The sequence below is a fragment of the Leptolyngbya sp. UWPOB_LEPTO1 genome (genome assembly GCF_017302695.1).
In the GTDB taxonomy this organism is placed as follows: domain Bacteria; phylum Cyanobacteriota; class Cyanobacteriia; order Leptolyngbyales; family Leptolyngbyaceae; genus Leptolyngbya; species Leptolyngbya boryana.
In genome coordinates, this window is sequence record NZ_JAFLCJ010000009.1 from 78,291 (window position 1) to 101,413 (window position 23,123).

Genomic DNA, 23,123 nt, shown 5'->3' on the forward strand with positions numbered 1-23,123 from the left:
TATTTTGGTTCAAATGTACTATAATAGAGCGAGGGATGATCGGCAATCACTGACCATCCCTCGCTCTCGATTTGGGCACTCTGGCTACATGATGAACCTAGTAGAGGGGCTGTAAATGATCGAAACTAAGTACGATTTTGAACAGGCAATTCTTCCGACTGGTACCCCCCTTCAAACCAATTTATTGCTACGATTTCGAGCTGATCTTCCTGAATCTCCGCGCCGCGATTTGAACTTATCTCTCGTCATCGATCGCTCTGGATCAATGGCAGGCGCGCCGCTACATCATGCTTTGAAAGCTGCTGAATCTGTTGTCGATCAACTCGAAGCAACCGATACGCTTTCAGTCGTGGTTTACGATGATGTCGTAGATGTTCCGGTTGCTCCTCAAGAGGTGAGTGACAAATCTGCACTCAAATCTGCGATTCGTCGAGTTCAAGCAGGTGGGCTTACGAATCTTTCGGGTGGCTGGCTCAAAGGATGCGAGTTTGTCAAAGCGCATCTTGATCCACAAAAGGTCAACCGGGTGCTGCTCCTGACGGATGGTCATGCAAACATGGGGATTCAAGATCCGCGAGTCCTAACTACAACTTCAGGACAAAAAGCAGAAGAAGGCATTGCGACCACGACCTTAGGGTTTGCTCAAGGCTTTAATGAAGATATGCTGATTGGCATGGCAAGAGCCTCGAAAGGGAACTTCTACTTCATTCAGAGCATTGATGAAGCGAGCGAAGTGTTTAGCATCGAACTCGATAGCTTACGGGCAGTCGTGGGACAAAATCTCTCAGTGACGATCGAGCTTGCTCCCGGTGTTGAACTACTCGATACATTGAGCCTAGCTGAGGTGACACAAACTGCTCAAGGCGCAACTGTTATTGGCTTAGGCGATTTATATGAGCGCGAAGACAAGTTACTAGGCTTGAGCTTGTCACTTCCCTCTGCATCAGTTGGCGATTTGCCGATTATGAAAGTGCATTACAGCGCAGATGTGATTCAAGACGGAGCAATTCAATCCGTTGCAGGAACATCTGAGATTGTGGCAAAGATTGGCACGATCGAGGAATCTGCCAGCGCTGCATCTAGTCATATCCTTCTAGAACTCAGCCAACTGACGATCGCGAAAACAAAGGAAACTGCGCTGAATCTAGCAGAACAGGGCAAGCATCAAGAAGCAGAATTTGCTCTGCGATCGCTGATTCAAAATCTTCGCAGTAAAGGCTTAGACGAAACCTTTGAAATTGCAGAAGAGATCGAGCAGCTTGATTACTTTGCAAATCGGATTGCACAAGGAGCACTCGGAAATGCAGGACGCAAAGAACTAAGAGATCAAAGTTTCCAAAGCTTGACTCGCAATCGGAGCGATCTAGCAGGTCGGGGTGTGACGGCTGGCGAAGAAATTGCAGCCATGGCAACGGTGCAAGAAGTTGGCTCTGGAATTGAATTAATCTGCGTGCGAGAAGGCGGAAAACTGCGAGTCAAGGTCGTTTCCGATGGCTATGATTCGACCAAGAATGTACAGTTTCCACGTGCGATTCGAGCAGAAGGAGCGCGTTATGTCGTGGAAGGAATTGAGCTTTCCGCAGACCAATCTTTCTACCGAGTGCAAGGTCAGATCCAGCGATTTGTGAAGCCAGGGGAAGTAGATGTATTTGCAAGTTTTGGTCGATCGCGATCGAGAACTGCATCCACCGCATCAAAAGCACCCGCAACAGCCGCAGCTTTGCCAACCACAGATACGGTTGGAGATGGCATCTTGGTGCAATGCGTGAAAGACGGCAGCAAGTTGAGAGCGCGAGTCGTTGCAGACGGGTACGAACCGGACTGGAACATGCGCTTTCCGCGATCGATTCGCGAAGAAGGAATGCTCTATGTCGTCGAAGCGGTGAAAACGGCTCCTGATGGTAAGTCTTACATTGCTTGCGGCGAGATCAAGCGGTTCGTCCAAGCTGCAATCGCAAGTTAACCCTATCTAAGCTTCGATCACAGGCTGATAGTCGTCTGGATTGTCAAATCCAGCTATCCAGGCGGCTGCCTGATGACAGGTTCTTAGATAAGGCGGAACTCGCAAAATATGCAGATGTCCCGTTGAAGGACAAGTCACTTTTAGAAGCATCAGCGGCTCGTCATCTTCAAAAGCAATACAAATCAGTTGACGTTCTCCACCCGCATCGGTATCACGATCGCGCACGACACCCCCCACCTGCTGCAAAAAGGTGTCATATCCCAATCGCTCAATCAGCACCCGCCGCAGTTCAACATTTTCGACATTGAGAATATCTTGTCCCGTATGGGTTTCAAACGCGATCGCATCGCTGACCCGCACGCCCCGCCAGCGCAACACAAATCCATGCCCTTTCGGAAGGTGCATAATTCCGCTGTCTGCAATTTCAATCCAGTGCGTCACATGCAACCCTTTCGGCAGGAACGTGAGATTCGGACAATCACTAATATCCAAGCTTTCACACGTGAGATTTTCGGGCAGCGTATAAAGGGCTGACGCGCGACTTAGATTCAAATGACCCAAAACGCGCATCCCGTCCCAAGCGCGACGTTCAAGAATCAACTTCCGAGCACGATCGCCCGAAATCGGTTCATGAGTTTCAGGAAGAGGACGAATCGACTTTTTGGGAATTCGCCCATTTGCCATTAAGCTCCGCATTAATCAGACACCTCAACATAGTGACCAGGACGATATTCGCGCTGTTTCCAAACTCGATACAATCCCTGCGGAAGCTCGATCGCATGATGTTCCTCGTGAACTAAGGTGGCACTGAATGCTTTAACTTCTAAAAATAGATTCTCACCTTGCTCCCAAAGTTGCACCGCTTGAGCTTGCTGAATTCGATGCCGATGTCCTGTTACTTCACCTTCGGCTAAGGTTACACTCTCGCGTTTTCTCACGTTATTGGGAAGACGATCAATTTGTCTCAGTAAAACATCACCATGTCGGTAAAGCGTACCTGCAATCGGACTTCGCATCAGCGTACTCCTGAAAGTCTAAATTAGTACAATTTTACCAATTGAATACTCTGAAGGTCAATATTTATAGAGAGTCCTCAATCTTGATTTAAGACAGGCGATCGCACTTTGAGTGTCATAACCAAGCGAATCGATGCTACTATTGCCAAGAATTGTTTCGCAAATTGTTCATATTCATGAACAATTGTCATTTGATCGCGATCGGAAACTTAATTCGTTTCGCCTCGGTCAAACTGAACAGGATGATTGAGCCGAATCACAACTCCGATCTGATGCAACGAGCCTGCGATGAAAATCCGCCGTTTGCAGATGATCGATAGGGACAGTAAACGCCTCGGATTTCAGTCGATGTATCGTTTTTGAAGCCAGGAGCAATCATGAAGTCATTGGTTCGTTGGAGTACAACCGCTGCGTTAGTTGGCGGAACCTTGATGGGGACGCTAGTCGGCGGGCTGCAGGCACTTGCCCTAACACCAGAACAAATTAGTCAAAAGTTACGGGCTGTTCCAGTTTTCACGATCGCCAATAACCAAGGTGCGCCACTCGTCGCCCAGCCTCCCAACGGTCAAAAGGGAAATCCGGTTGCAGGGGTATTTATTAGCCAGAAAGATGCAGCAGCATTTTTAGAGAATTTGAAAGCAAAGAATCCAGCCCTGGCAAAGGATGTCAGAGTCGTTCCGGTCTCGCTCGCTGAAGTCTATCAACTCAACCAGGGAGCACAAGGCAAGCCTGATAAGTTAGATTTCGCGTATGTTCCTACGAAGCAGCAGGTTGATTCTGCTGTCGCGATTCTGAAGCAAGGGGGTCAGCAAGTCAGCCAGTTTAATGGCACACCGCTATTCGTCGCACGAGCTGGAAAAGAAAAGGGATTTTTGACGATTCAAGAAGGGAACCAGTCTGTGATCCCAATGTTCTTTAACAAAGAAGATTTACAGCCGTTGGTCGATCGCTTTAAGCAACAAAAGCCTGATTTAGCAGCCACAGTGGATATTCAGGTCTTCCCGCTTGAAGGCGTAATGGAAGCGATGAAAAAGGAAAAAGACCCGCAACTCGATAAGATTGTGCTGATTCCGCCGAGAGAGACGATCGAGTTTGTGCGATCGCAGCAACCGCAGGGTCAACCGCAAAGACCGCAGCAAGGTCAACCGCAAAGACCGCAGCAAGGTCAACCGCAAAGACCCGCTCCACAACCGCAAAGACGTTAATTTGAATGGGATTTTCAGTTCCCGGTGTCCAACTTTGGCAGTGGCGATCGCGCGCAAAAAATAGCGCGATCGCCCACGGTCTTCCCCCGAACGAAGTCGATTGGCTCTTGCAAGAATTAGCAGGAGTGAGTCGGCTTTTCCTGCGTTTGCAGCCAGAATCCGAGCTTGAGTTGAAGGTGTCTTTACAAGAACTCGATCGACTTTGGCAGCGCAGAGTGCAGGAATTCGTTCCCGTTCAGTATTTAGCGGGCGTTACGCCTTGGCGTGAATTTGAATTGCACGTCGCTCCGGGAGTCTTGATCCCGCGACCTGAAACGGAATTGCTGATTGATTTGGCACTCGCGCAAGATTTAACCCTCAAATCGGGGCATTGGGTAGATTTAGGAACCGGAAGCGGGGCAATCGCGATCGGACTCGCTTTTGCCCTACCGAATGCGACCATTCATGCCGTTGATCGCAGTGCAGAAGCTTTAGCGATCGCATCACTCAATGCAAAAACCTTGAATGCACCTGTTCAGTTCTATCAGGGCAATTGGTTTGACGCGATCCCTCATTTGAAAGGTCAACTCAGCGGAGTGGTGTCTAATCCGCCTTATATTCCGACTGAGAGTGTTGCTGAATTGCAGCCTGAAGTGAGATTACACGAACCGCATCTGGCTTTAGATGGCGGAGCAGATGGGTTAGAGAGTATTCGAGAATTGGTGAATCGTGCCCCGGACTATCTAATTTCGGGAGGCGTTTGGATGGTTGAGATGATGATGGGACAAGGAAACGCGATCGCACAACTGCTTTCGGCACAGGGAAGTTACGATCGCATTGAGATTCACAAAGATCTCGCTGGAATTGAACGATTTGTAACCGCTTACCGACTATGATGCGACCGACTCCAATACCACCCGAACCTGGACAGGAATCTGTCTGGGATTATCCGCGCCCACCGAGATTAGAGCCTGTTGAGAAACAGATTCAGATTATTTTTAATGGCGTGACGATCGTCGATACGCATCACGCGATGCGAGTGTTAGAGACAAGCCATCCTCCGACTTACTACATTCCACCAGAAGACATTCAGCAACAGTACTTGCTGCCCTCAGCTCGCACCACATTCTGCGAATGGAAAGGGGCAGGCAGTTATTACAGTGTCAAAGTGGGAGAAAAAAGCGCGATCGATGTCGCTTGGTACTACAGCAATCCGACTCCAAACTTTGCAGCGATTCAGAACTATGTCGCGTTCTATGCAGCTCCGATGGATGGATGCTATGTGAATGGAGAAAAGGTGATTCCGCAGCCAGGACAGTTTTATGGAGGCTGGATTACAAAAGATATCGTAGGCCCATTTAAGGGTGAGATGGGATCTTGGGGGTGGTAGCTAAGAAACTGAAACCTTGAAGTGTTTCCAAAGCCTTCAATTTCTTCGCGTAAAATAGAGCCTAGACCGAGGACGATCTAGGCTCCGTTTTTTATAACCCAACCTAATTAAGCTAGTCGGGAAGTCTCGTAAGAGTTCAATACCTTTATTACTTTCAATCTTACGCAAAGCATTTCCAAACTGGTGGGAAAGCACACAGTTCTTTAGATTTTGACACTTAGTTTAACAATACGGCTGGGATCATACGACCGATCCTGCGAAACTACAGTTTTGGCAAAGACAGAACTAAACGCTGATTTTGCCCAAATTGGTCGATGAGATCGCGTCGCATCGCTAAAAATAACGCAACAATAAAAGTATCCTTAACTCCAAGTGTTCATGAGCAGCAACGAATTAAACAGCACCGAATTTGCCCGGTATCTTGAGCAAACTGGAAATGTGACAAAACCCTGGTTGCTCGCCCAGCTTAGACTCATGAAGCTGAAAGAACAACGATCGCAGCTATCCTTAGAAGAATATGAACAGCGAGTGACCGATATTCATCAGGATGTGATGAATTTGGGCGAATGGTGGGTTGGAATCGAAGATGAGGTGTTCTAATGCGACGGCGTAAGCAAGCGACGGTGGAAATTAATCTCAATGATCCGCAGTACTATCTGAATCGAGAGTTGAGTTGGATTGAGTTTAATAGCCGAGTTCTTCATGAAGCATTTGATCCACGCACGCCTTTACTTGAGCGCTTAAAGTTTTTAGCGATTTTTAGCTCGAACTTAGATGAGTATTTCATGGTACGCATCGGAGCACTCAAAGAGCAAATTGAAGCTCAGGTAAGAAAGCTGAGTCCAGATGGTCGCACGCCTCAAGAACAGTTAAATTTAATCAACGATCGCTTACGTCCCCTCGTTGCAAAACAGCATCGTCATTTTGAAGAAGCGCTGCGCCCGCAGCTTTCAGCACAAGGCGTTTATCTGCTGGACTATATCGATCTTAACCAAGAACAACGAGCATACTTACATCAATACTTTGAGGAAAAAGTTTTTCCAGTTCTGACTCCGTTAGCGATCGACCCTGGACATCCTTTTCCTTACATTTCCAATCTCAGTCTCAACTTAGCGGTTGTGATCAAAGACCCGGTAGACGACGAGGAACTGTATGCACGGGTAAAAGTTCCGAAAGTTTTGCCACGATTTATTCCTTTGCCGATCGAGACGCAAGATCTGCCAACGTCGATCGCAAAAAGTCGGGCAACCGTCTGGGCAGGTGTGCCGCTCGAGCAAGTCATTGCTCACAATCTAGAGGCATTATTTCCTGGCATGAACATTCAGGAATATCATCCCTTCCGAATCACGCGCAATGCCGATTTAGAAGTCGAAGAAGATGAAGCCGATGATTTGATGTCCGCGATCGAAGAAGAATTGAGAAAGCGGCGATTCGGTGGTTCTGCCGTGCGCCTTGAAGTCAATCCATCGATGCCCGAACAATTGAGATCGATGCTGATCGAAGAGATGGAGATTTCTTCAGAAGATGTTTATGAAATCGAGGGTCTACTCTGTCTGCGCGATCTGTTTATGTTTGGAGGATTACCGCTTCCAGAGCTAAAAGATCCTCCCTGGAGTCCGATTACACATCCGAAGCTCAAAAGAGTTAATGAAGTCCCTGTGCAAGAAGCTTTAACGCATGATGAGAACTTCTTTTCAGTCATGCGAAAGCAGGATTTGCTGGTACATCACCCGTATCATTCCTTTTCTCGCAGTGTGCAGCGATTTATTGAAGAAGCAGCCCACGATCCGAATGTGCTGGCAATCAAGATGACCCTATATCGAACTTCAGGGGATTCTCCGATCGTTCAAGCATTAATTGCAGCCGCAGAGAATGGCGTTCAAGTTGCCGCTTTAGTTGAACTCAAAGCTCGATTTGACGAAGAAAATAACATCAATTGGGCGAAAAAGTTAGAAAGCGCCGGGGTTCACGTTGTTTATGGGTTAGTCGGGCTAAAAACTCATACGAAGCTTGTCTTAGTCGTTCGACGTGAAGAAGACCGAATTAAAAGATATGTGCATATTGGCACAGGTAACTATAATCCGAAGACAGCTCGCCTTTATACCGATTTAGGGGTTTTTAGTTGTCGAGAGGAGCTAGGCGCTGATTTAACGGATCTCTTTAACTATTTGACGGGGTATTCGCGGCAGCAGTCTTATCGCAGATTGTTAGTTGCTCCTGTGAATTTGCGCGATCGTATGTTGGCATATATCGAGCGTGAAATTGAGCATCAACAGAACGGCGGTCAAGGTCGAATTGTTGCCAAGATGAATGCTTTGGTTGATCCGCGCTTGATTATGGCATTGTATGAGGCTTCGCAAGCGGGGGTTCAAATTGATTTGATTGTGCGGGGAATTTGCTGTCTGCGCCCCGGATTGCCCGAGATTAGTGAGAATATCCGCGTCATCAGCATTGTGGGACGCTTTCTCGAACATGCGCGCATTTTCTATTTCAACAACAATGGTGAGCCAGAGGTCTTTATTGGCAGTGCCGACTGGATGCCGAGAAATCTCGATCGCCGAGTTGAAGCGGTTGTCCCTGTCGAAGAACCGAGTCTGGCTCAAGATTTGCAAGAAATTTTAGGCATTATGCTGGCAGATAACCGTCACGCCTGGGATTTGCAGTCGGATGGTAAATATGTCCAGCGCAAACCCCAAGCGGATCAAGCTGAGCAGAGTTCGCAGCAAATTTTTATGGACATGGCGCAAAAGCAAAGTTAATTGCTTCGAGATCTTCAAATGTCAGACTCGCTCGGCAAGAGCAGCGAATGTAGAACCAGATTTCGTAGCTAGCTAATTTGCGATCGAACTCTTGCCAGAGTCGCAACTCTTCCAGACTTTCTAAGCGTTGGATCTTTCTCTTTAGAACAATGTGTGAGGTAAATTCGGATCATTTTGTTTCAGATCCAATCGATCTGGCTGAGAAGATCCAAATTGTAGAATCAGCTGCCAAGCATTTCGGTACATGGCACTCTTTGGCTTACGCTGGCGTTTCTCAGCTTCTACAAAATGAATTTCACTGCCGTAGCTGATGAAGATATCAACCGGAAAAACATAGAACACATCAAGATCTGCAAGGTAAGCAAGAGCAAAATCGAAGTCAGTTGGCTGATAGACATCCCGAAGCATAACGCGGCGATTTGTTTTAGTCCGACGATTATCAACGACATAATTACCAGAGGGTTCATCCAACCAAGCAGATTTCACCTGAATCTTGATTAACCTTCCCGACACATCAAAGACCAAATCATAAGGAAGTCGATCGCCAACAGGTTGCAGCACACCCCACCCCTGTTTCAGCGCGTAGAGGATCGCAGCTTGCTCAGCAATATCGCCCGTTAGCTTAGTATCCATGATTCTAAATCTGTTTAAACGACTAGAGCGGTAGACTCTTTTGAATCTACCGCTCTAGATTTGGTGGCGGGGCATGGATTTGAACCATGGACCTTCGGGTTATGCTTACCACTACAACTTTCGTTGCCTGAACTCTGTTCAGTTTGTGGTCTGGACTGTCCCTTCACCCTCAGCTTTCCTGTTAGGGTGCTTGCCTAACCAGTCTCTACACCTTCCTCTTTCGAGGCTTGGTTCGGGATTACCGCGCTATTGGCTTCCCCGACTTAGACAAGTAAACACACATCAGTTTCTTGATATGCCGCCCATCTAGAAAATCAGCTTAAAAGCGTATAACTGATCTTCGATCCGAGCCCGACGAGCTACCAGACTGCTCTACCCCGCGTCGCTGTGTGCTTTCGCTTGGCAACTCAACCAGTATAACCATAAGTCCCCAAAAGTTGCAATACCCAATTTAAAGCGAGAAGATAGAGAGGTTCTTATTCGAGCCGAAATCATGGCAACTTGGCGGTGCGTAAAATATTGTGGAGCTTGCTGCAACCTCGATCCGAGCGATCGACCAGAGTTAGAAACCTATCTCAATCCCGAACAACTCCATCTGTATCTCAGCATGGTCGGTGAAGACGGCTGGTGTGTGAATTTCAACCAAACGACTCGCGAATGCGAAATTTATGACACTCGACCGAGCTTTTGCCGCGTCACGCCGGAAACCTTTCAGGAGATGTTTGGCATTGAGCCAGAAGAATTAAACGAGTTCGCGATCGACTGCTGTCGCGAACAGATCGAAGCCGTTTATGGCGATCGCAGTTTGGAGTCGTTGAAATTTGAGCGAGAAATTGGACTCTAGCAAAAGAAAGCATTTGCGGGTATAGTGTCAGAATAATGAAAAGAAAATGAAAGTAGTTTCATGCCTTCTCCTGACCTCCCCACCCTTGAAACACAAGAAGTCATCATTCTTGAAAAGACCCAGCCTAGCCTGAAGGCGAATTTTCTGAGCGCCTTCGGTTCCACTTTCATCACGATCTTCTTAGCCGAGTTAGGCGATAAGACCCAACTGGCAACCTTGCTGATGAGCGCTCAATCTCATCATCCTTGGATCGTGTTTGCGGGCGCTGCGACTGCACTCGTGGCAACCAGCTTAGTCGGCGTTCTGGTCGGGCGTTGGCTCTGTCAAAACGTTTCTCCAAAAACCTTGGAAAAAGCAACCGGTGGAATTCTCTTATTAGTTGCAGTGCTGTTAGTTGTCGATGTCATGGGGATGTAAATTATGGACTGGCAATTAATGGGCATTAGTTTTGTCACTGTCTTTTTAGCAGAGCTAGGCGATAAAAGTCAGCTTGCCGCGATCGCGCTCAGCAGCAACAGCAATAACTCTCCCAAAGCAATTTTTCTTGGAACTGTAGCGGCGTTAGTTTTAGCCAGTTTTATTGGTGTGATTCTTGGAGAAGGAACCGCACAGCTTTTGCCGACAAAATGGACAAAAATCATTGCAGCGATCGGATTTTTGATCCTAGCCGTACGACTCCTTTGGTTTAGCAACTGCGAAGAAGAAGCGTAACCCCATTGCAATTCTACAATTTAGAAAAAATTAGAGAAAAAGCCTCCAAATGCTGGAGGCTTTTCAATGGAGTTCACCGCACGAATTGGAATTCACCATTCCAAACTTGTCTAAAATTCACGTTTCAGCAGCCATCCCCCTGCAAGTAGCTTGCACGATTCAAGCATCCAATAGCCGATGTGAAGCTGATCCATTCCCGTTGGAACTTGCGCAGGCGCAAAGAGATTCAGATTCAAGCCGAGCGCACTCATCTGAGGCGACAGCAAATAAGTGCAAGTTATCGCGATCGCAAACAACACTCCAGCTAATACGATCGAAGTTAAAGTCTTCTCAGACTGCTGCTGAACTAAAACACTCGTCAAAACCGAAGCAGCACAAAGCAATTCTAAGCGATTAAATATCCAGAAAATTCCATATCCAGCCGTTGCAAAATCAGGCTGCGACATCATTCCAGCTGCAAATAGACTTGGCAGAACTACCAAATCAAGCAACACACTACTGCTGATCCAAAATGCCAAGGTGAGGATCAAAATCTTTCGCCAATTTACAAAATTGGAACTGACTTTTGAAGCGACAGTCATAACGCAGACCTATGCTCGAATTACTCTAAATTCAGCCTAACAAATCCCACTTTAGACAATGGATTTGAGATAAGAAACTTAGCAAAGAAATTTAGATCAAAAATAGAGGATCTAGCGATAAAAACTAGATCCTCTATTCAGGTAATCGAACATTAAAATATAAATCGAAACTGATCAGAATCCTGCAACTTCCATCTTGAGAGATGCAATATCCTCCTTAATTGATAACAGTACAAACTCAATTGGCTACGTATCTTCTGAAAACAGCAAGATATCCAGTTGCAGGGGCTTTGAGGCGGAGACACAGAACTCAAAGCGGTGGTATGGAGATTGAGGAGAAACATCTCTCTGTGTCTGCATTTAAATTAGCATTTCTCTCCAAAATTGACGAGCGAGTTTAATAGTTAAAAATCGAAGTTAATATAAGTTAATCTTCTCTTAAACTCCGGTTTAAAGTACGATCGTTTAGACTGAAAGTATTGCTCTACATCGCTTTATGAAAAGCCAATTCGCTGCAATTGTCTTCAGTCTTTTGAGCTTGACGCTTCCCGCTCAAGCCGTACAAGTTCGAGGCACAACTTACTTTGTCTCCCCACCTCGGCTAGTCGGTGCATCCACCACTCAGAATCATGTCTATGCTTGGAGCGCAACCTACTACTTTACGTTAGAGATTCCAGACAATTCGGGCGAATCCCTGCAACGAGTGACGATCGCTCAAGACGATGGAGTTGATCGGGTTCGGTTCAATCTCAAGGAAACAGAGGCCTTCGACGGCGATCGGCGATCGCGCACTAAACTTGGACTCGGTGAAGTTACGCTTGACGAGAAAACCAAAGCCGTAACTGTTAACTTCAATCCACCAGTTCCGGCTGGAAAACGAGTGACGATCGCACTTGCACCAGAGCGCAACCCCGCTTACGGAGGAGTCTACCTGTTTGGAGTCACTGCCTTTCCCACAGGCGATCCAGCCTATGGACAATTTCTAGGATTTGGGCGCATCTCAATTTACGACAATCGCTTTGATTCGTTCTTTTTCCGTCCTCGATTTCGGCATTAGCTACAGATCGATCTGTTTCTATCCCACATCAACCCTTGCGCGGCTGCAAACTCTGTATCTTCTATTCCGCAAGCTTTAGTGCCACTTCGGGAACAGGAACATCTTGCACCAAAATCGATTTTGTGACTAGTCATACTGAAACTGTGAGAGTCCCCAGGAGTGAACCCATCATGCAAGCTTCTCTACGCTGGTCAATTTTTCCGACTGCGATCATGGCTGTTTTCGCAATGTCTAATCTCGCTGCAAGTCAACAAGTGGTCTCGATCGCCTCTAATACGTCGCCCATTACTCTCAATGGCATATCCGGAGGTGACAAAAAAGATTCAAGCTGTGCTGGCTTCATTGGCGATCGTCCAAATCACACCGTTCAAGTCACTGCCGATCGTAATCTCAAATTTACACTTCAAGGCAGCGGCGAACCGACACTATTGATCATCGGTACACAAGGACAAAATTTTTGTGTCCAAGCTGATCGTCTTTCTAACGGCAAGGTGGAAATTCCAGGGCGATGGACAAAAGACAATTATTCAGTCTTTGTAGGAGACAGAGGACGGGCGCGAAATCCTTATACATTGTCTATTTCTCCGCAATAGAGCAGACAAATGAGCCGCTCGATACGAACATATCTGCTCTCAAATACGATCATTTCAAATCAACAAGAATGCCGATCCTTCTAACAGGATCGGCATTCTAATTAAGAGTGACTTTTCTTGTGTTCCGCTTCTTGCCCCAATTGATTGACTATCGCAATCAAATCCTGCACTGCCGTCTCTTTATTACAAAACGCATCCACTTTTGCCGTCTGCAGCATCACCTCAGTTTGAGGATCTTCTAACGACGAATACGCCAAAATCTTAATCTGGGGATGCACGCTCTTAATCTGAGTTGAAGCACTCAGCCCATCCATGACAGGCATTTGTAGATCCAGAACGATCACATCGGGGCAATGCCGATCCGCCATTTCCACAGCTTCTCGTCCATTGCTCGCTAAACCTACTAACTCGATTCCCGCTTGACGCTGCATTGCTAACTTCAAGCTAAATCGGGTTAGTTCATGATCATCGACAATTAAAACACGCAACACTTTGCACTCACTAGACAGCATGGGACAACCGACCGATAATTCGAGTGTTACAGGAGAGTGTAGCGAGACGAACACTCTGAAAACCTCTACCGCAAGGATTAATCTAGTCAGCCATTTTGGAGAAGAGCGAGGAGAAGCAAAAAAAATCAGCGATCCTTTTACTAAATCAAGCATTTAGAAGAAGCATCGCTGATAGCAACCGACAGACTTGAAAACTTACATCCAATCTTTCAATAAGGCTTGACGACGAGGGTGACGTAGCTTTCTCATCGCTTTCGCTTGAATTTGGCGCACACGCTCGCGGGATAAATCATAGATCTGACCGATTTCGCTCAGGGTGTAGTGCTGGCCATCCGTTAAACCAAATCGCAACTTAATAATTTCACGCTCACGATCGCTCAAATGATCCAACACGGAGTTGAGGCGATCGACTAATAATTTGTGATCCAGATTATCGTTGGGTGCAACATTATCTGCATCTTCGATCAGTTGCATTAATTCAGTATCTTCATCGCGTCCCACCCAAGCATGAAGCGATAAAGTACGCTGGCTCACGTCTAGAACCTGCTCTAACTTATCTTCCTCCATATCCAGCGCGCCTGCTAACTCTTGCTTGGTCGGCTTGCGACCGAGTTCTTGAGAAAGCATTTGCCGAACTTTACGAACCTGATTGAGCTTTTCAACCATGTGTACGGGTAAGCGCACTGTTCTTGATTGAGACGCAATAGCACGGGTGATCCCTTGACGAATCCACCAGTAGGCATAGGTTGAGAACTTATAACCCCGTTCGTAATCGAACTTTTCAGCAGCCCTCATCAGACCCATCGCCCCTTCTTGAATTAGATCTAAGAAAGGTACGCCCCGATTCAGGTACTTTTTCGCGATCGAAACAACTAAGCGCAAATTTGCCCGGACTAACTTCCGCTTTGCTCGTTCTCCTATGACTCCACCTTTTGAAATTTCTCTAGCGAGTTCAATCTCTTGTGCCTGAGTTAAAAGGGGGTAGCGTGCCATCTCTCTCAGGAACATTCCAACCGAGTCATCTGATAGACCTAAATATTCGCTGGTTTTACCACGCAGCGATTTCGCCAAAGCTTCGGGTGAAAGATCTTCATTTTCGAGAGACTCGAGTTCGGAAAGATCGATATCGCCCTCAGTTACAACTGAGTCAACCGGAAAGGAGTCAGTGGGTAATTTAGTTGCCATTGTCAGGTTACGCTGGGTCTTTAATTTTTTCGGAAAGTCATCTTCAACTGCAACCTACTGTAATCGAAATGTTTGAGTTTGGTTCAGTAAAATAACGCTTTTTTGATTGTTTTTTATGCACTTTATCAAGGCTTAGTTTATGAATTGAAATGAGTCCGTTTTTTCGCTGAATTTCAGTAGCTATACGGAAGAAACAACACGGTGGAAAGGCGGTATAGTAATCGGTTTTTGCTTAAGTAACTGTCCAGAACTTTCACTGAGTTGTACAGTTACACTAACTCATTTTAAGAATTAGATCCGGGGAATTGCAGTGGTTTTTTGAAAAAATTTGAAATTGTGATGTCTCTCCGAAATATTGCGGAGGAATCAAAGAAACCTGGATCGATTCAATTTGAATTTTGAAATTAGTGTCTTTGTAGAGTAACTTAGACTACAAAAAATAGCGCACTAATTTGAAGAGTTAAAGACAAAAGTCGAAGATTGACACTTTTGAATGGGATAACCCAAAAAAACACGCCCTAAAGTACACTCAGGGCGTGTTAATGCAAAGATTGACAGTAGATTAGTCGCGGTTGCTCAATTTCCAAGTTGCGCCAGAAACGAGATTCGTCAGAATGTGCGCCACAATCGGGACTAAGAGATTTCCTGTCCAAACGGCACTCAGACCTAATGCTATGCCGACTAAGGATGCCCATACGACATACGACCATTGTTTAAGATTGCTCATATGCAGGACTCCAAAACAGAGGCTTGATAACAGAACGCCAAGCTCATCTAAGCCAAACTCTGGCAGCATGACCCCTCGAAATAAGAGTTCTTCACTTAACCCGGGAAGTAACCCCAGCCAAAGCAGATCAGGAACGAGCAGGGGTTTGATCACCATCGTGAGATATTGATCCGCACTTCTGCGATACTCTCCCCAAATCCGGTAGACGATCGCACTGGCAATCGAGATGCCAACGCCTAATGCTAGTCCTTCAAGCAAGGCTTGAACTGAGAAGCGAACGGGCAACATTGATAACTGGCTAAAATGAAGCCAAATTTTAGAAACAACTAATAGAACAACCGCGGTTACCCCCATTGCAATGAGAACTTGGGTACGAGTTAGCGGCTGCATTTCCGGCGTATCAGGAATTTGTTGTGCCACAGTAAATTTAAGGTGCTTGATTTAAGGCTCACAGTATAACTCAAGCGCTCGAAAGGAAACTAGAGGCTAAATTCCTGTAAGTTGCGATCCCCGAATCGATTGATCGAACCGTTTGAGAGCAGCGATTTCTGGACTTAACGCTGTCGGGTTGATCCCTGCACGATCGCAGATCAAAATCCCGATCGCTTCTAAATAAGATTTGACGATTGTTGCGCGAATTCCCAAAGCTTCTGCGGAAACATTAAGCTTTGTCTGGTTCTCTTGCACGGCAATAATTCGCGTGCGTGTCTGACTGAGATGCAAGATTGCACTCCCTCCGCAGGCAGAAGCAGGAATCACTAAAGCATTCATCTGATCCACCCAAATTGCATGAGCCTTAGGAAATTCTGTAAATCGTGGCGCACGACTCAACCCGACTAAGACACAAGGTAAGAAAGTATGTCCTAATTCTTCCGCTGCCGATCGCGGAGAGAGATCAGGATCCAGGGGTAACGCAGACAAAGCAGGCGCGTGTGCACAAGGCACATGAAATGTGCGCACAATGAGATGACTGATCACCGCTTCTGCTCCAGATAGCGGATCTACACCTTGCCCATGTCGATAGTTCTGCAATGCTTCACTACCTGTATCGTCAGGAAATCGAGCGACAACTGCGATCGCATCGGCTCCAGCCTGAATGAGTTTCTCAGCTGCTCTCAATAAGCTATCAGGATGCTCGATCGTGCCCCAGGTCGCGCCAGACTTTGCCGTTCTTAGTTCAACATTCAAAGGCTGATCTGTGACCACATAGTCCAAAATATTTAGTCCTAATGTGGCTCTTGCAGCATCCGCAACTTGTAAATGCCTTAGTTTCAGATCAGGTTCGATAGCTTGATCCAAAATCAAGCCAATCCGATTTGAGGTAGTGGGTAACAGTCCCCAATGTCCAGCAGCGAACTGATCTAACCCATAGCCTTCTACATAAAGTGCATTCGGTAGATTCCAGTAGAGTTGTGCGCCGTTGAGAACATTGGGGTGCGTGATCAAACAATCTGCAACTTCCGAGATCGCGCGCGCGACAGGCATTGCATCCCCTGCATATCCGCCGATTGCAGCTCCAATCCCAGTTGGAACAATCAGCCCAACCGTAAATGATGGTTTATTCACGAGTCACGACCGCTTCGATCTCAACTGTATTTGCATCAATTCGAGTAATTGCCCACCGCAGAGGCTCACCGAATTGACGCAGTTTTTGTTCGATAAGTGGATGTAACTCTCGAACGGGAGCTAAAGAAAGTTCGATCGTAATAAAATCCGTGATCATCCTTGCTGTCCGAATTGCTTTTTGTAAACGGTTTCTTCTTTTTCGGTTTCGAGTTTGATATTCGATCGCGGATACGAGACACAAAGCAGCGCATATCCTTGCGCTTGTAAATCGGGGCTTACACCCATCCCGTCTGTTTGATCGACTGTGCCTTCTGTAATCAACGCAGCACAGGTCGTACAAACGCCCGCTGTACAGGATACAGGGAGATTCAAACCTTTATCGTCATTCGCAACACTGAGAATCGTGCGATCGTCGGGCACTTCGATCGTGTAGATCTGACCTTGATGTGAAATTTCGACAGTATAAGTAGCCATAAACAATGATGTCTGGAGGATCATTATTATCCATCACGAGTGGCGATCCTGCCAGCGCAAAAGTTTTTGCTGACCATTCTAAATTTATCCTCAGTTAATAGCCCCTTAACCTCTTCTCAGTCGGAATTTAATAGCCAAGTGAGATGCTGCTGTAAGACCTGAAAAGTGCGTCTTTGTCGATCACGAGGTTTCTACTAGTAGGATCGCTACTCGTGCCATATTTTCAGATATTTCTAAGAGTGATCTATCGTGCTCTCTTCACGTCAAATGATCCAACTGCGGGGGTAAATAATTTTGAGTTGATATTGACGGGTGGATCAGGCAAAAGGAACAGCAATAGTACTGATTTCAGGAAAACGGCAGCAGCAATGCGATCGCATTTTACTCTCGTTAAGACCAGCACTGATTCGGGCATTCTAACCAATGATGAGCTTTGACCCAGAAAGAGATGAACGATCCGATTGCTCCAATCGTGAATCAGTTTGACCAAGATCCGAGTGCAATTCGGATTCAAAAGTTACTAGTTTACGTGTGTCGAAATCATTGGGAGAGTGAGATGTCCCTTTTCGATGCTAGCCAGTGGAGATCACTGATCGAAGAAGTCAGAATCGCGTATCCGACACTCGACCAATTGCGCTCTCGTCTGACTCATCAAATCGGAACGCTGAATAAATCCAAAGAATATGCCGCAATTGGACAAATCATTCTTTCTGTTCTAGAGGGACTTTATGCCGAAGGTGCGGTCACGATGGTTAGCGCGTCACGGCGATCCACGAAATTAGAACAAGATATCAACATTCATCGCATCAAGAAGCTTCTTATCTACACTTGTAAAAAATATTGGGAAGCGAATTCTTACATCATTGAACAAACCGCTCTTCCGGACCTGATTGATACTTTGATCAAACAGTATCCCACCACTGCAGAACTGCGATCGGGGTTGAATAAAATGGTGAAGACTTTGAATAAATCGGTTGAGTATGCATTGATTGCAGAGATCATTATTCGTGAAGTAGAACCCCTGTATGGCAATGATCAACCAGCAGACAATTTAGCGCTGTGTGATCCGATTGACTTATTTGATATTCGGCGTGCGATTCTCAAATCTGCAAACCCTCTACAGACAAAGGTTTTACTGTTTTCATCCGTTTACTATTTGTTCGAGTTTTGTGAGCAAGATTGGTCAAATCTCAAACTTTATAGCTTAGATGGATTACTGCGAACCGTTGTGATTCAATCGGCAACGATCGAGGAACTCCAGCAGCTTTTAAATAGTAAAGCGAGCCAACTGCGAGATCCAGATACTTATCTAGAGATTGTGCCTGTGCTCATCAGATCTCTGAAAAAGGATTACAACGATCTCCGGCAAAAATTGCAACAAGTCTCTAGCGTGAGTAGTCTTGCAGATACAACGATTGCACGATCGACTCGCGCATTTTCCTAGAAGTTGGGAAAACTGAACATCAAGATCTTTGTAGGGCTGCATGACGATGAATGCTCAAGAATTGATGCGACAGTATGATGCCGGAAAACTCAACTTTTCAAGTCAAAATTTAAGCAGAATTAATTTGATAGGGGCGGATTTAATTGGCGCCAATTTGGCTCAGGCAGATCTCAATCATGCAGTTTTAATTCTAGCTTTTCTCAATCGCGCAAATCTGAGCCAGGCAAACTTGTTGCAAGCGAGCCTGAGCGGTGCAAATCTCAGTCAAGCCGATTTACTCAATGCGAATTTACGGGATGCAGATTTACACGGCGCAATTCTCTGTGGAGCCGATTTGCGTGGGGCTGACCTTTCACTCGCGATCGCATTAGATGCAAATTTTAGTGGTGCGGATTTGCGAAATGCAAATTTTAGCGGAGCCGACTTGCGCGGGGCGGATTTACGCGGCGCAAATTTTAGAGAGGAGAAACGCGCTTATGAAGGCGCAACGCTACGCGGAGCCGATTTACGTGGGGCGGATTTACGCGGCGCAAATCTGAGTGGAGCGGATTTAAGTCGCGCCAATCTCGCAGGTGCAAATCTCAGCGAAGCGAGTTTGAGAGAGGCTAACTTGGCGCAAGCGAATTTGAGTGAGGCAATTTTACGCGGTGCTTTTCTGACCGATGCGAACCTGAGCGAGGCAAATCTGACTCAAGCGAGCCTCAGAGACGCAAAGATGAATCGATCGATTCTCAATCAAGCAATCCTCAGCCAAGCGAATCTCTCAGAAGTGACCTTAAACCATGCAAAATTACATAAAGCGAAGCTCGATCGTGCGAATCTGACGCGCGCTCAAATGAATCAAGCAGATCTAAGTCGTGCGGATTTGCAGAATGCAATTTTAATGGATGCCGTTTTAGTCGCCGCTTATTTGGGACGTGCTGATTTGCGTCAGGCAAATCTGACTCGTGCGAATTTTACACGCGCTGAAATGAGTAGTGCTTTAATGACAGGTGCGATCACGGATTCTATGATTCAACCCGATGGTTCAACTGTATCGTAACCTGTCGTTCCAAGAACATAGAAGAACTCATACAAACACTCTCTCGAAACCACCCAATTTTTTAATTGTCTTCTCTATCTAGCACTTGATAACGCTGCTTTAAAGCAGAAAAAGAGGGTACGATCGTACCCTCTCAACGTTGATTGAAGACTTCAAATTTAAAGTTAAACCTGACCACCAGCAGCCTGCAATCTAGCGCGCGCACGCTTCAATGCTTGAGTTGCTTTCAATTGGTCTTCTTTAGATCCACCTTGTTCTGCTTGAGCAAATTTGGTTTGTGCGTCCGCGTAAGCAGTTTGAGCAGCAGTCCGATCGATATCTTCACCACGTTCTGCCCCATTGACTAGAATCGTGACTTCATTCTTCTCGACTTCCGCAAAACCGCCCATCACTGCGATCGGAACCCAATTTTTCTCAGCCCGAACGCGCAGAACGCCCGTTTCTAAAGCCGTCAGCAAGGGAGCGTGACCTGAGAGAATGCCCAGCTGCCCTGTAGTGCTAGGAAGAATCACTTCCTCAGCCGAAGAATCCCAGACGGTTTTGTCTGGTGCAATTACACGAACAGTTAAAGCCATAGTAAAAAATGAAGGTAAAGGGTGAAATGAGAAGCGGTGAAGGATGAGAGTTCACCCTTCACAATTCAGATTTTCCTGGCAATTAGCCCGCCTTCATTTTTTCTGCTTTCGCGATCGCTTCATCGATGTCGCCAACCAAGTAGAATGCTTGCTCTGGCAGATCATCCAATTCACCAGCCAAGATCTTCTTGAAGCCTGCGATGGTTTTCTCCAGGGTTACATACTTACCAGGAGATCCGGTGAAGACTTCTGCCACGAAGAACGGCTGAGACAAGAAGCGCTCAATCTTACGTGCACGAGCAACGGTCAAACGATCGTCTTCCGACAATTCGTCCAAACCAAGAATCGCGATAATATCTTGCAATTCTTTGTAGCGTTGCAGTGTCGATTGAACTGCACGAGCCGTATCGTAGTGGTCGTTTCCAACGATGCTGGGTTGCAACATGGTCGAAGTCGAATCCAATGGATCTACCGCTGGATAAATTCCTTTTGCAGCCAAACCACGGGAAAGAACGGTGGTTCCATCCAAGTGAGCGAAGGTGGTTGCAGGTGCGGGGTCAGTCAAGTCATCCGCAGGTACGTAAACTGCTTGAATCGAAGTGATCGAACCTTCGGTCGTCGAGGTGATCCGCTCTTGCAAGTCCCCTACGTCTGTACCCAAAGTCGGCTGATATCCTACCGCAGACGGCATCCGACCCAAGAGTGCGGATACTTCAGAACCGGCTTGCACAAACCGGAAGATGTTGTCAACGAACAGCAATACGTCTTGCTTGTTCACGTCGCGGAAGTATTCTGCCATCGTCAATCCTGACAGACCGACGCGCATCCGTGCTCCCGGCGGTTCGTTCATTTGACCGTACACCAGAGCGATTTTCGATTCGTTCAGGTTGTCTTTTTTGATTACGCCAGACTCGATCATTTCGTTGTAAAGGTCATTTCCTTCACGAGTCCGCTCACCTACACCTGCGAATACGGATACTCCACCGTGATTCGTTGCGATGTTGTTGATCAGTTCCATCATGATGACGGTTTTGCCGACACCCGCACCACCGAACAGACCAATTTTTCCACCACGACGGTAGGGCGTGAGCAAGTCGATCACCTTAATTCCAGTTTCAAAAACTGACGGCTTCGTTTCGAGTTCGGTCAGTTTGGGAGCGGGGCGGTGAATCGGAGAAGTTTCAGTGTTATTGACCGGACCTTGGTTGTCCACAGGTTCGCCCAATACGTTAAAGATTCGTCCTAAAGTTGCGGTTCCAACGGGGACGCTGATCGGTGCGCCCAAGTCTGCAACTTCCATGCCGCGAACTAAACCATCGGTGGAACTCATTGCCACCGCACGAACTTGGTTATCGCCCAAAAGTTGTTGCACTTCGCAGGTCACTGAAACGTGTTGACCCGATTCGGTTTGACCCGAAATGGAGAGTGCGTTGTAGATTCGGGGCATTTTGCCACCGGGAAATCGAACGTCCAATACGGGACCGATGATTTGTGTGATGTAACCGATGTTTGTTTTCTCTGCGGTGGTGACCATGAAGAACGCCCTACAAGTTGTGGTTCTACTATTTGTGAATAGACCGTGTGAATACACGGGTTGCGCGGATTCGCCAAGAGTTAGCTTATCATTGAAGGGTTACAGATGATTAAGCAATTTTTCCTATTGTGCGATCGTTTGTTGTCTATGACACTGCGAAGAAATTGAAGCGCAAATCTGAGTGAGCAAGGATGGACTCAACTCATGTTTTGAGATTTTTCAAGACGCTGTAGAATTTTGACTAACTCCGAAATAATCGACTGTAGAGCGTTTCATGAGACATGCTGGCGATCGCGAATCCCCATCCACACGTTTCAAGTTCATCATCGCTTAGATCCGCGATCGCACTTTTCCCCATCTCTTCGCCCAACTTCAGCAGCAACTTTTGCCCAGAAGTTTGTCCCAATGGAATTAATTTCACGCCTGCGCTGACGAGATTCGTTGCCCAACTGTGCAGATATGCAAGAAGCGCCGAGGATTCTTCAATTTCCCAGAGTGCCGCGACGAGTCCGAACGCGATAGCGAAATTGCACCCGTCTGGAAAATTTGGAATTGGTTCGGGATAGAGCGCGCGGAATAATCGTAAAAGTGAACCGCCCATTTGTAGACTTTGCGATCGCAGTTCTTCGGTTTCGCGAGCAGCGGTAAACCATTGATTCCACTCCAGAACGCGATCAAACTCTTGATTCAGTGTGGCGCGATACGATCGCAGCATCATGGCTGCTTCGAGCCGAACTGCACCGCAATTTAATTCTTGAATGATCCAATGTTCGAGCGCATCGACATTGTGAATCACACCGCTATGTACTAGAGTTTCTAATCCTTCTGAATAGCTATATGCGCCAACAGGCAAAGCAGGACTTGCCAATTGCAAAAGCTTAGTGAGAGTGTCCATACGCACCGGATTCGGGTTGAAAGGGAACGATTTCAGATTTCACTTGGAGTCCGCGATGTTCTAACAAGTCTTGCAGCACGGGGTCAGGTGAAAGTCTCAAATACGCGCTACTAATTTCTAGCGGAACGTGGCGATTGCCTAAGTGATAGGCAGCTTGGAGCAGATCGAGTGACTGCGAGGTTGTGATGGTTAGAACAGGTTCAGGCTTCGCTTGAATTTTGGCGAATTTTCCCTGATCAGATTCCAGCCAGTCGCCATCTTTGAGCGTTGTGCCTCTGGGAAGATTGAGATACACTTCTTGTCCGTCATCAGATTGGAAGAGAAAGCGAGATCGCGTTCTCTCTTCAGCCGTGAGCGAGAGAATATAATCCGGTGAGGATTGAGGGGGAATGCGTCGGACGAAAGTCGGAGTCACGATAACAAACTGAAAACGAATTG

General features: G+C 46.7%; 27 protein-coding genes. 13 read left to right on the plus strand and 14 right to left on the minus strand.

All coding sequences use genetic code 11. From position 1 onward, the window contains the following. The first annotated feature begins 115 nt into the window (after window positions 1–115). Entirely contained in the window at window positions 116–1,963 is a 1,848-nt protein-coding gene (locus J0L70_RS15055) for a VWA domain-containing protein (RefSeq protein ID WP_287455165.1), read from the plus strand. Between the two features lie 6 nt (window positions 1,964–1,969). Here the strand turns inward: J0L70_RS15055 and J0L70_RS15060 are convergent, their stop codons facing one another. Then, window positions 1,970–2,659 (minus strand): DUF6745 domain-containing protein, encoded by a 690-nt coding sequence (locus J0L70_RS15060; protein ID WP_017286683.1) that lies wholly within the window; start codon window positions 2,657–2,659, stop codon window positions 1,970–1,972. Further along, window positions 2,659–2,979, minus strand: coding sequence for a DUF8820 family protein (locus J0L70_RS15065; RefSeq protein WP_017286682.1), 321 nt, complete (start codon window positions 2,977–2,979; stop codon window positions 2,659–2,661). Before J0L70_RS15065 ends, J0L70_RS15060 begins: the two co-directional genes overlap by 1 nt. Before the next feature lie 377 nt (window positions 2,980–3,356). Between J0L70_RS15065 and J0L70_RS15070 the strand changes: the two genes are divergently transcribed. The 5 genes from J0L70_RS15070 (at window position 3,357) to ppk1 (ending at window position 8,312) form a co-directional block, all read left to right on the plus strand. Further along, complete coding sequence (locus tag J0L70_RS15070; protein WP_287455166.1) at window positions 3,357–4,184, plus strand: Tic22 family protein; 828 nt, start codon at window positions 3,357–3,359, stop codon at window positions 4,182–4,184. Between the two features lie 5 nt (window positions 4,185–4,189). Further along, complete coding sequence (gene prmC / locus J0L70_RS15075; protein ID WP_190649115.1) at window positions 4,190–5,059, plus strand: peptide chain release factor N(5)-glutamine methyltransferase; 870 nt, start codon at window positions 4,190–4,192, stop codon at window positions 5,057–5,059. Beyond that, complete coding sequence (locus J0L70_RS15080) at window positions 5,056–5,553, plus strand: DUF427 domain-containing protein (RefSeq protein WP_190649117.1); 498 nt, start codon at window positions 5,056–5,058, stop codon at window positions 5,551–5,553. The genes prmC and J0L70_RS15080 overlap by 4 nt, the downstream gene beginning before the upstream one ends. 378 nt (window positions 5,554–5,931) lie before the next feature. Beyond that, window positions 5,932–6,153: a hypothetical protein gene (locus tag J0L70_RS15085; RefSeq protein WP_017286676.1), complete on the plus strand. Its 222-nt coding sequence runs from the start codon at window positions 5,932–5,934 to the stop codon at window positions 6,151–6,153. Further along, on the plus strand, window positions 6,153–8,312 hold the full coding sequence (ppk1, locus tag J0L70_RS15090) for a polyphosphate kinase 1 (protein WP_287455167.1): 2,160 nt from the start codon (window positions 6,153–6,155) through the stop codon (window positions 8,310–8,312). Before J0L70_RS15085 ends, ppk1 begins: the two co-directional genes overlap by 1 nt. Before the next feature lie 141 nt (window positions 8,313–8,453). On the opposite strand, the gene J0L70_RS15095 is transcribed toward ppk1, so the two are convergent. Then, entirely contained in the window at window positions 8,454–8,945 is a 492-nt protein-coding gene (locus J0L70_RS15095; RefSeq protein ID WP_287455168.1) for a group I intron-associated PD-(D/E)XK endonuclease, read from the minus strand. Window positions 8,946–9,438: 493 nt separating this feature from the next. Between J0L70_RS15095 and J0L70_RS15100 the strand changes: the two genes are divergently transcribed. From J0L70_RS15100 to J0L70_RS15110, 3 genes are read left to right on the plus strand one after another with little or no spacing between them, the layout of a single operon-like run. After that, window positions 9,439–9,789, plus strand: a complete 351-nt coding sequence (locus J0L70_RS15100) for a YkgJ family cysteine cluster protein (RefSeq protein WP_017286673.1) — start codon at window positions 9,439–9,441, stop codon at window positions 9,787–9,789. A gap of 60 nt (window positions 9,790–9,849) precedes the next feature. Further along, the gene (locus J0L70_RS15105; protein WP_287455169.1) at window positions 9,850–10,206 is read left to right on the plus strand and encodes a TMEM165/GDT1 family protein; all 357 of its coding nucleotides are present in this window, start codon (window positions 9,850–9,852) and stop codon (window positions 10,204–10,206) included. A 3-nt stretch (window positions 10,207–10,209) separates the two neighbouring features. Next, window positions 10,210–10,500, plus strand: a complete 291-nt coding sequence (locus J0L70_RS15110; RefSeq protein WP_017286671.1) for a TMEM165/GDT1 family protein — start codon at window positions 10,210–10,212, stop codon at window positions 10,498–10,500. Window positions 10,501–10,610: 110 nt separating this feature from the next. Here the strand turns inward: J0L70_RS15110 and J0L70_RS15115 are convergent, their stop codons facing one another. Continuing rightward, entirely contained in the window at window positions 10,611–11,081 is a 471-nt protein-coding gene (locus J0L70_RS15115; protein WP_017286670.1) for a DUF4149 domain-containing protein, read from the minus strand. Between the two features lie 496 nt (window positions 11,082–11,577). On the opposite strand from J0L70_RS15115, the gene J0L70_RS15120 reads away from it, so the two are divergent. Both J0L70_RS15120 and J0L70_RS15125 read left to right on the plus strand, forming a co-directional pair. After that, complete coding sequence (locus J0L70_RS15120; protein WP_287455170.1) at window positions 11,578–12,138, plus strand: DUF2808 domain-containing protein; 561 nt, start codon at window positions 11,578–11,580, stop codon at window positions 12,136–12,138. A 170-nt stretch (window positions 12,139–12,308) separates the two neighbouring features. Next, on the plus strand, window positions 12,309–12,731 hold the full coding sequence (locus J0L70_RS15125; protein WP_190649123.1) for a hypothetical protein: 423 nt from the start codon (window positions 12,309–12,311) through the stop codon (window positions 12,729–12,731). A gap of 101 nt (window positions 12,732–12,832) precedes the next feature. Here the strand turns inward: J0L70_RS15125 and J0L70_RS15130 are convergent, their stop codons facing one another. From J0L70_RS15130 to J0L70_RS15155, 6 genes are all read right to left on the minus strand, one after another. Beyond that, window positions 12,833–13,222 carry a response regulator gene (locus J0L70_RS15130; protein WP_268183788.1) on the minus strand — a complete coding sequence of 130 codons (390 nt, stop codon included), beginning with the start codon at window positions 13,220–13,222 and terminating at the stop codon, window positions 12,833–12,835. Between the two features lie 216 nt (window positions 13,223–13,438). After that, window positions 13,439–14,428: a sigma-70 family RNA polymerase sigma factor gene (locus J0L70_RS15135; protein WP_017286666.1), complete on the minus strand. Its 990-nt coding sequence runs from the start codon at window positions 14,426–14,428 to the stop codon at window positions 13,439–13,441. 562 nt (window positions 14,429–14,990) lie between these two features. Beyond that, a complete protein-coding gene (locus J0L70_RS15140; RefSeq protein ID WP_017286665.1) occupies window positions 14,991–15,575 on the minus strand; it encodes a CPBP family intramembrane glutamic endopeptidase in 585 nt (194 codons plus the stop codon). 66 nt (window positions 15,576–15,641) lie between these two features. Continuing rightward, window positions 15,642–16,721 carry a DUF3326 domain-containing protein gene (locus J0L70_RS15145; RefSeq protein ID WP_287455171.1) on the minus strand — a complete coding sequence of 360 codons (1,080 nt, stop codon included), beginning with the start codon at window positions 16,719–16,721 and terminating at the stop codon, window positions 15,642–15,644. Continuing rightward, window positions 16,714–16,878: a DUF8621 family protein gene (locus tag J0L70_RS15150; protein WP_017286663.1), complete on the minus strand. Its 165-nt coding sequence runs from the start codon at window positions 16,876–16,878 to the stop codon at window positions 16,714–16,716. The genes J0L70_RS15145 and J0L70_RS15150 overlap by 8 nt, the downstream gene beginning before the upstream one ends. Continuing rightward, window positions 16,875–17,195 carry a 2Fe-2S iron-sulfur cluster-binding protein gene (locus tag J0L70_RS15155; RefSeq protein WP_017286662.1) on the minus strand — a complete coding sequence of 107 codons (321 nt, stop codon included), beginning with the start codon at window positions 17,193–17,195 and terminating at the stop codon, window positions 16,875–16,877. Before J0L70_RS15155 ends, J0L70_RS15150 begins: the two co-directional genes overlap by 4 nt. 448 nt (window positions 17,196–17,643) lie before the next feature. Here J0L70_RS15155 and J0L70_RS15160 point away from each other — a divergent pair, with 448 nt between their 5' ends. Continuing rightward, complete coding sequence (locus J0L70_RS15160) at window positions 17,644–18,639, plus strand: hypothetical protein (protein WP_287455172.1); 996 nt, start codon at window positions 17,644–17,646, stop codon at window positions 18,637–18,639. A 40-nt stretch (window positions 18,640–18,679) separates the two neighbouring features. Then, window positions 18,680–19,681, plus strand: a complete 1,002-nt coding sequence (locus J0L70_RS15165) for a pentapeptide repeat-containing protein (RefSeq protein ID WP_017286660.1) — start codon at window positions 18,680–18,682, stop codon at window positions 19,679–19,681. A gap of 164 nt (window positions 19,682–19,845) precedes the next feature. Here J0L70_RS15165 and atpC read toward each other — a convergent pair whose 3' ends face one another. The 4 genes from atpC to ureE all read right to left on the minus strand — a co-directional run bounded on the left by atpC (window position 19,846) and on the right by ureE (window position 23,100). After that, window positions 19,846–20,256, minus strand: a complete 411-nt coding sequence (gene atpC / locus J0L70_RS15170) for an ATP synthase F1 subunit epsilon (RefSeq protein ID WP_190649129.1) — start codon at window positions 20,254–20,256, stop codon at window positions 19,846–19,848. Window positions 20,257–20,338: 82 nt separating this feature from the next. Beyond that, on the minus strand, window positions 20,339–21,790 hold the full coding sequence (gene atpD, locus J0L70_RS15175) for a F0F1 ATP synthase subunit beta (protein WP_017286658.1): 1,452 nt from the start codon (window positions 21,788–21,790) through the stop codon (window positions 20,339–20,341). A gap of 241 nt (window positions 21,791–22,031) precedes the next feature. Next, window positions 22,032–22,685 (minus strand): urease accessory protein UreF, encoded by a 654-nt coding sequence (locus J0L70_RS15180; protein WP_287455173.1) that lies wholly within the window; start codon window positions 22,683–22,685, stop codon window positions 22,032–22,034. Beyond that, entirely contained in the window at window positions 22,669–23,100 is a 432-nt protein-coding gene (ureE, locus tag J0L70_RS15185; RefSeq protein WP_017286656.1) for an urease accessory protein UreE, read from the minus strand. Before ureE ends, J0L70_RS15180 begins: the two co-directional genes overlap by 17 nt. Window positions 23,101–23,123 lie beyond the last annotated feature (23 nt).

Bases quoted from the DNA above. Each gene is read 5' to 3' on its own strand.
- J0L70_RS15115 (WP_017286670.1), bottom strand. From the start codon at position 11,081: ATGACTGTCGCTTCAAAAGTCAGTTCCAATTTTGTAAATTGGCGAAAG.
- J0L70_RS15085 (WP_017286676.1), top strand. From the start codon at position 5,932: ATGAGCAGCAACGAATTAAACAGCACCGAATTTGCCCGGTATCTTGAG.
- J0L70_RS15135 (WP_017286666.1), bottom strand. From the start codon at position 14,428: ATGGCAACTAAATTACCCACTGACTCCTTTCCGGTTGACTCAGTTGTA.
- J0L70_RS15080 (WP_190649117.1), top strand. From the start codon at position 5,056: ATGATGCGACCGACTCCAATACCACCCGAACCTGGACAGGAATCTGTC.
- J0L70_RS15165 (WP_017286660.1), top strand. From the start codon at position 18,680: ATGACGATGAATGCTCAAGAATTGATGCGACAGTATGATGCCGGAAAA.
- J0L70_RS15055 (WP_287455165.1), top strand. From the start codon at position 116: ATGATCGAAACTAAGTACGATTTTGAACAGGCAATTCTTCCGACTGGT.
- J0L70_RS15155 (WP_017286662.1), bottom strand. From the start codon at position 17,195: ATGGCTACTTATACTGTCGAAATTTCACATCAAGGTCAGATCTACACG.
- J0L70_RS15100 (WP_017286673.1), top strand. From the start codon at position 9,439: ATGGCAACTTGGCGGTGCGTAAAATATTGTGGAGCTTGCTGCAACCTC.
- atpD (WP_017286658.1), bottom strand. From the start codon at position 21,790: ATGGTCACCACCGCAGAGAAAACAAACATCGGTTACATCACACAAATC.
- J0L70_RS15150 (WP_017286663.1), bottom strand. From the start codon at position 16,878: ATGATCACGGATTTTATTACGATCGAACTTTCTTTAGCTCCCGTTCGA.
- prmC (WP_190649115.1), top strand. From the start codon at position 4,190: ATGGGATTTTCAGTTCCCGGTGTCCAACTTTGGCAGTGGCGATCGCGC.
- J0L70_RS15060 (WP_017286683.1), bottom strand. From the start codon at position 2,659: ATGCGGAGCTTAATGGCAAATGGGCGAATTCCCAAAAAGTCGATTCGT.
- atpC (WP_190649129.1), bottom strand. From the start codon at position 20,256: ATGGCTTTAACTGTTCGTGTAATTGCACCAGACAAAACCGTCTGGGAT.
- J0L70_RS15160 (WP_287455172.1), top strand. From the start codon at position 17,644: ATGAACGATCCGATTGCTCCAATCGTGAATCAGTTTGACCAAGATCCG.
- J0L70_RS15065 (WP_017286682.1), bottom strand. From the start codon at position 2,979: ATGCGAAGTCCGATTGCAGGTACGCTTTACCGACATGGTGATGTTTTA.
- ppk1 (WP_287455167.1), top strand. From the start codon at position 6,153: ATGCGACGGCGTAAGCAAGCGACGGTGGAAATTAATCTCAATGATCCG.
- J0L70_RS15105 (WP_287455169.1), top strand. From the start codon at position 9,850: ATGCCTTCTCCTGACCTCCCCACCCTTGAAACACAAGAAGTCATCATT.
- J0L70_RS15110 (WP_017286671.1), top strand. From the start codon at position 10,210: ATGGACTGGCAATTAATGGGCATTAGTTTTGTCACTGTCTTTTTAGCA.
- J0L70_RS15125 (WP_190649123.1), top strand. From the start codon at position 12,309: ATGCAAGCTTCTCTACGCTGGTCAATTTTTCCGACTGCGATCATGGCT.
- J0L70_RS15095 (WP_287455168.1), bottom strand. From the start codon at position 8,945: ATGGATACTAAGCTAACGGGCGATATTGCTGAGCAAGCTGCGATCCTC.
- J0L70_RS15120 (WP_287455170.1), top strand. From the start codon at position 11,578: ATGAAAAGCCAATTCGCTGCAATTGTCTTCAGTCTTTTGAGCTTGACG.
- J0L70_RS15070 (WP_287455166.1), top strand. From the start codon at position 3,357: ATGAAGTCATTGGTTCGTTGGAGTACAACCGCTGCGTTAGTTGGCGGA.
- J0L70_RS15180 (WP_287455173.1), bottom strand. From the start codon at position 22,685: ATGGACACTCTCACTAAGCTTTTGCAATTGGCAAGTCCTGCTTTGCCT.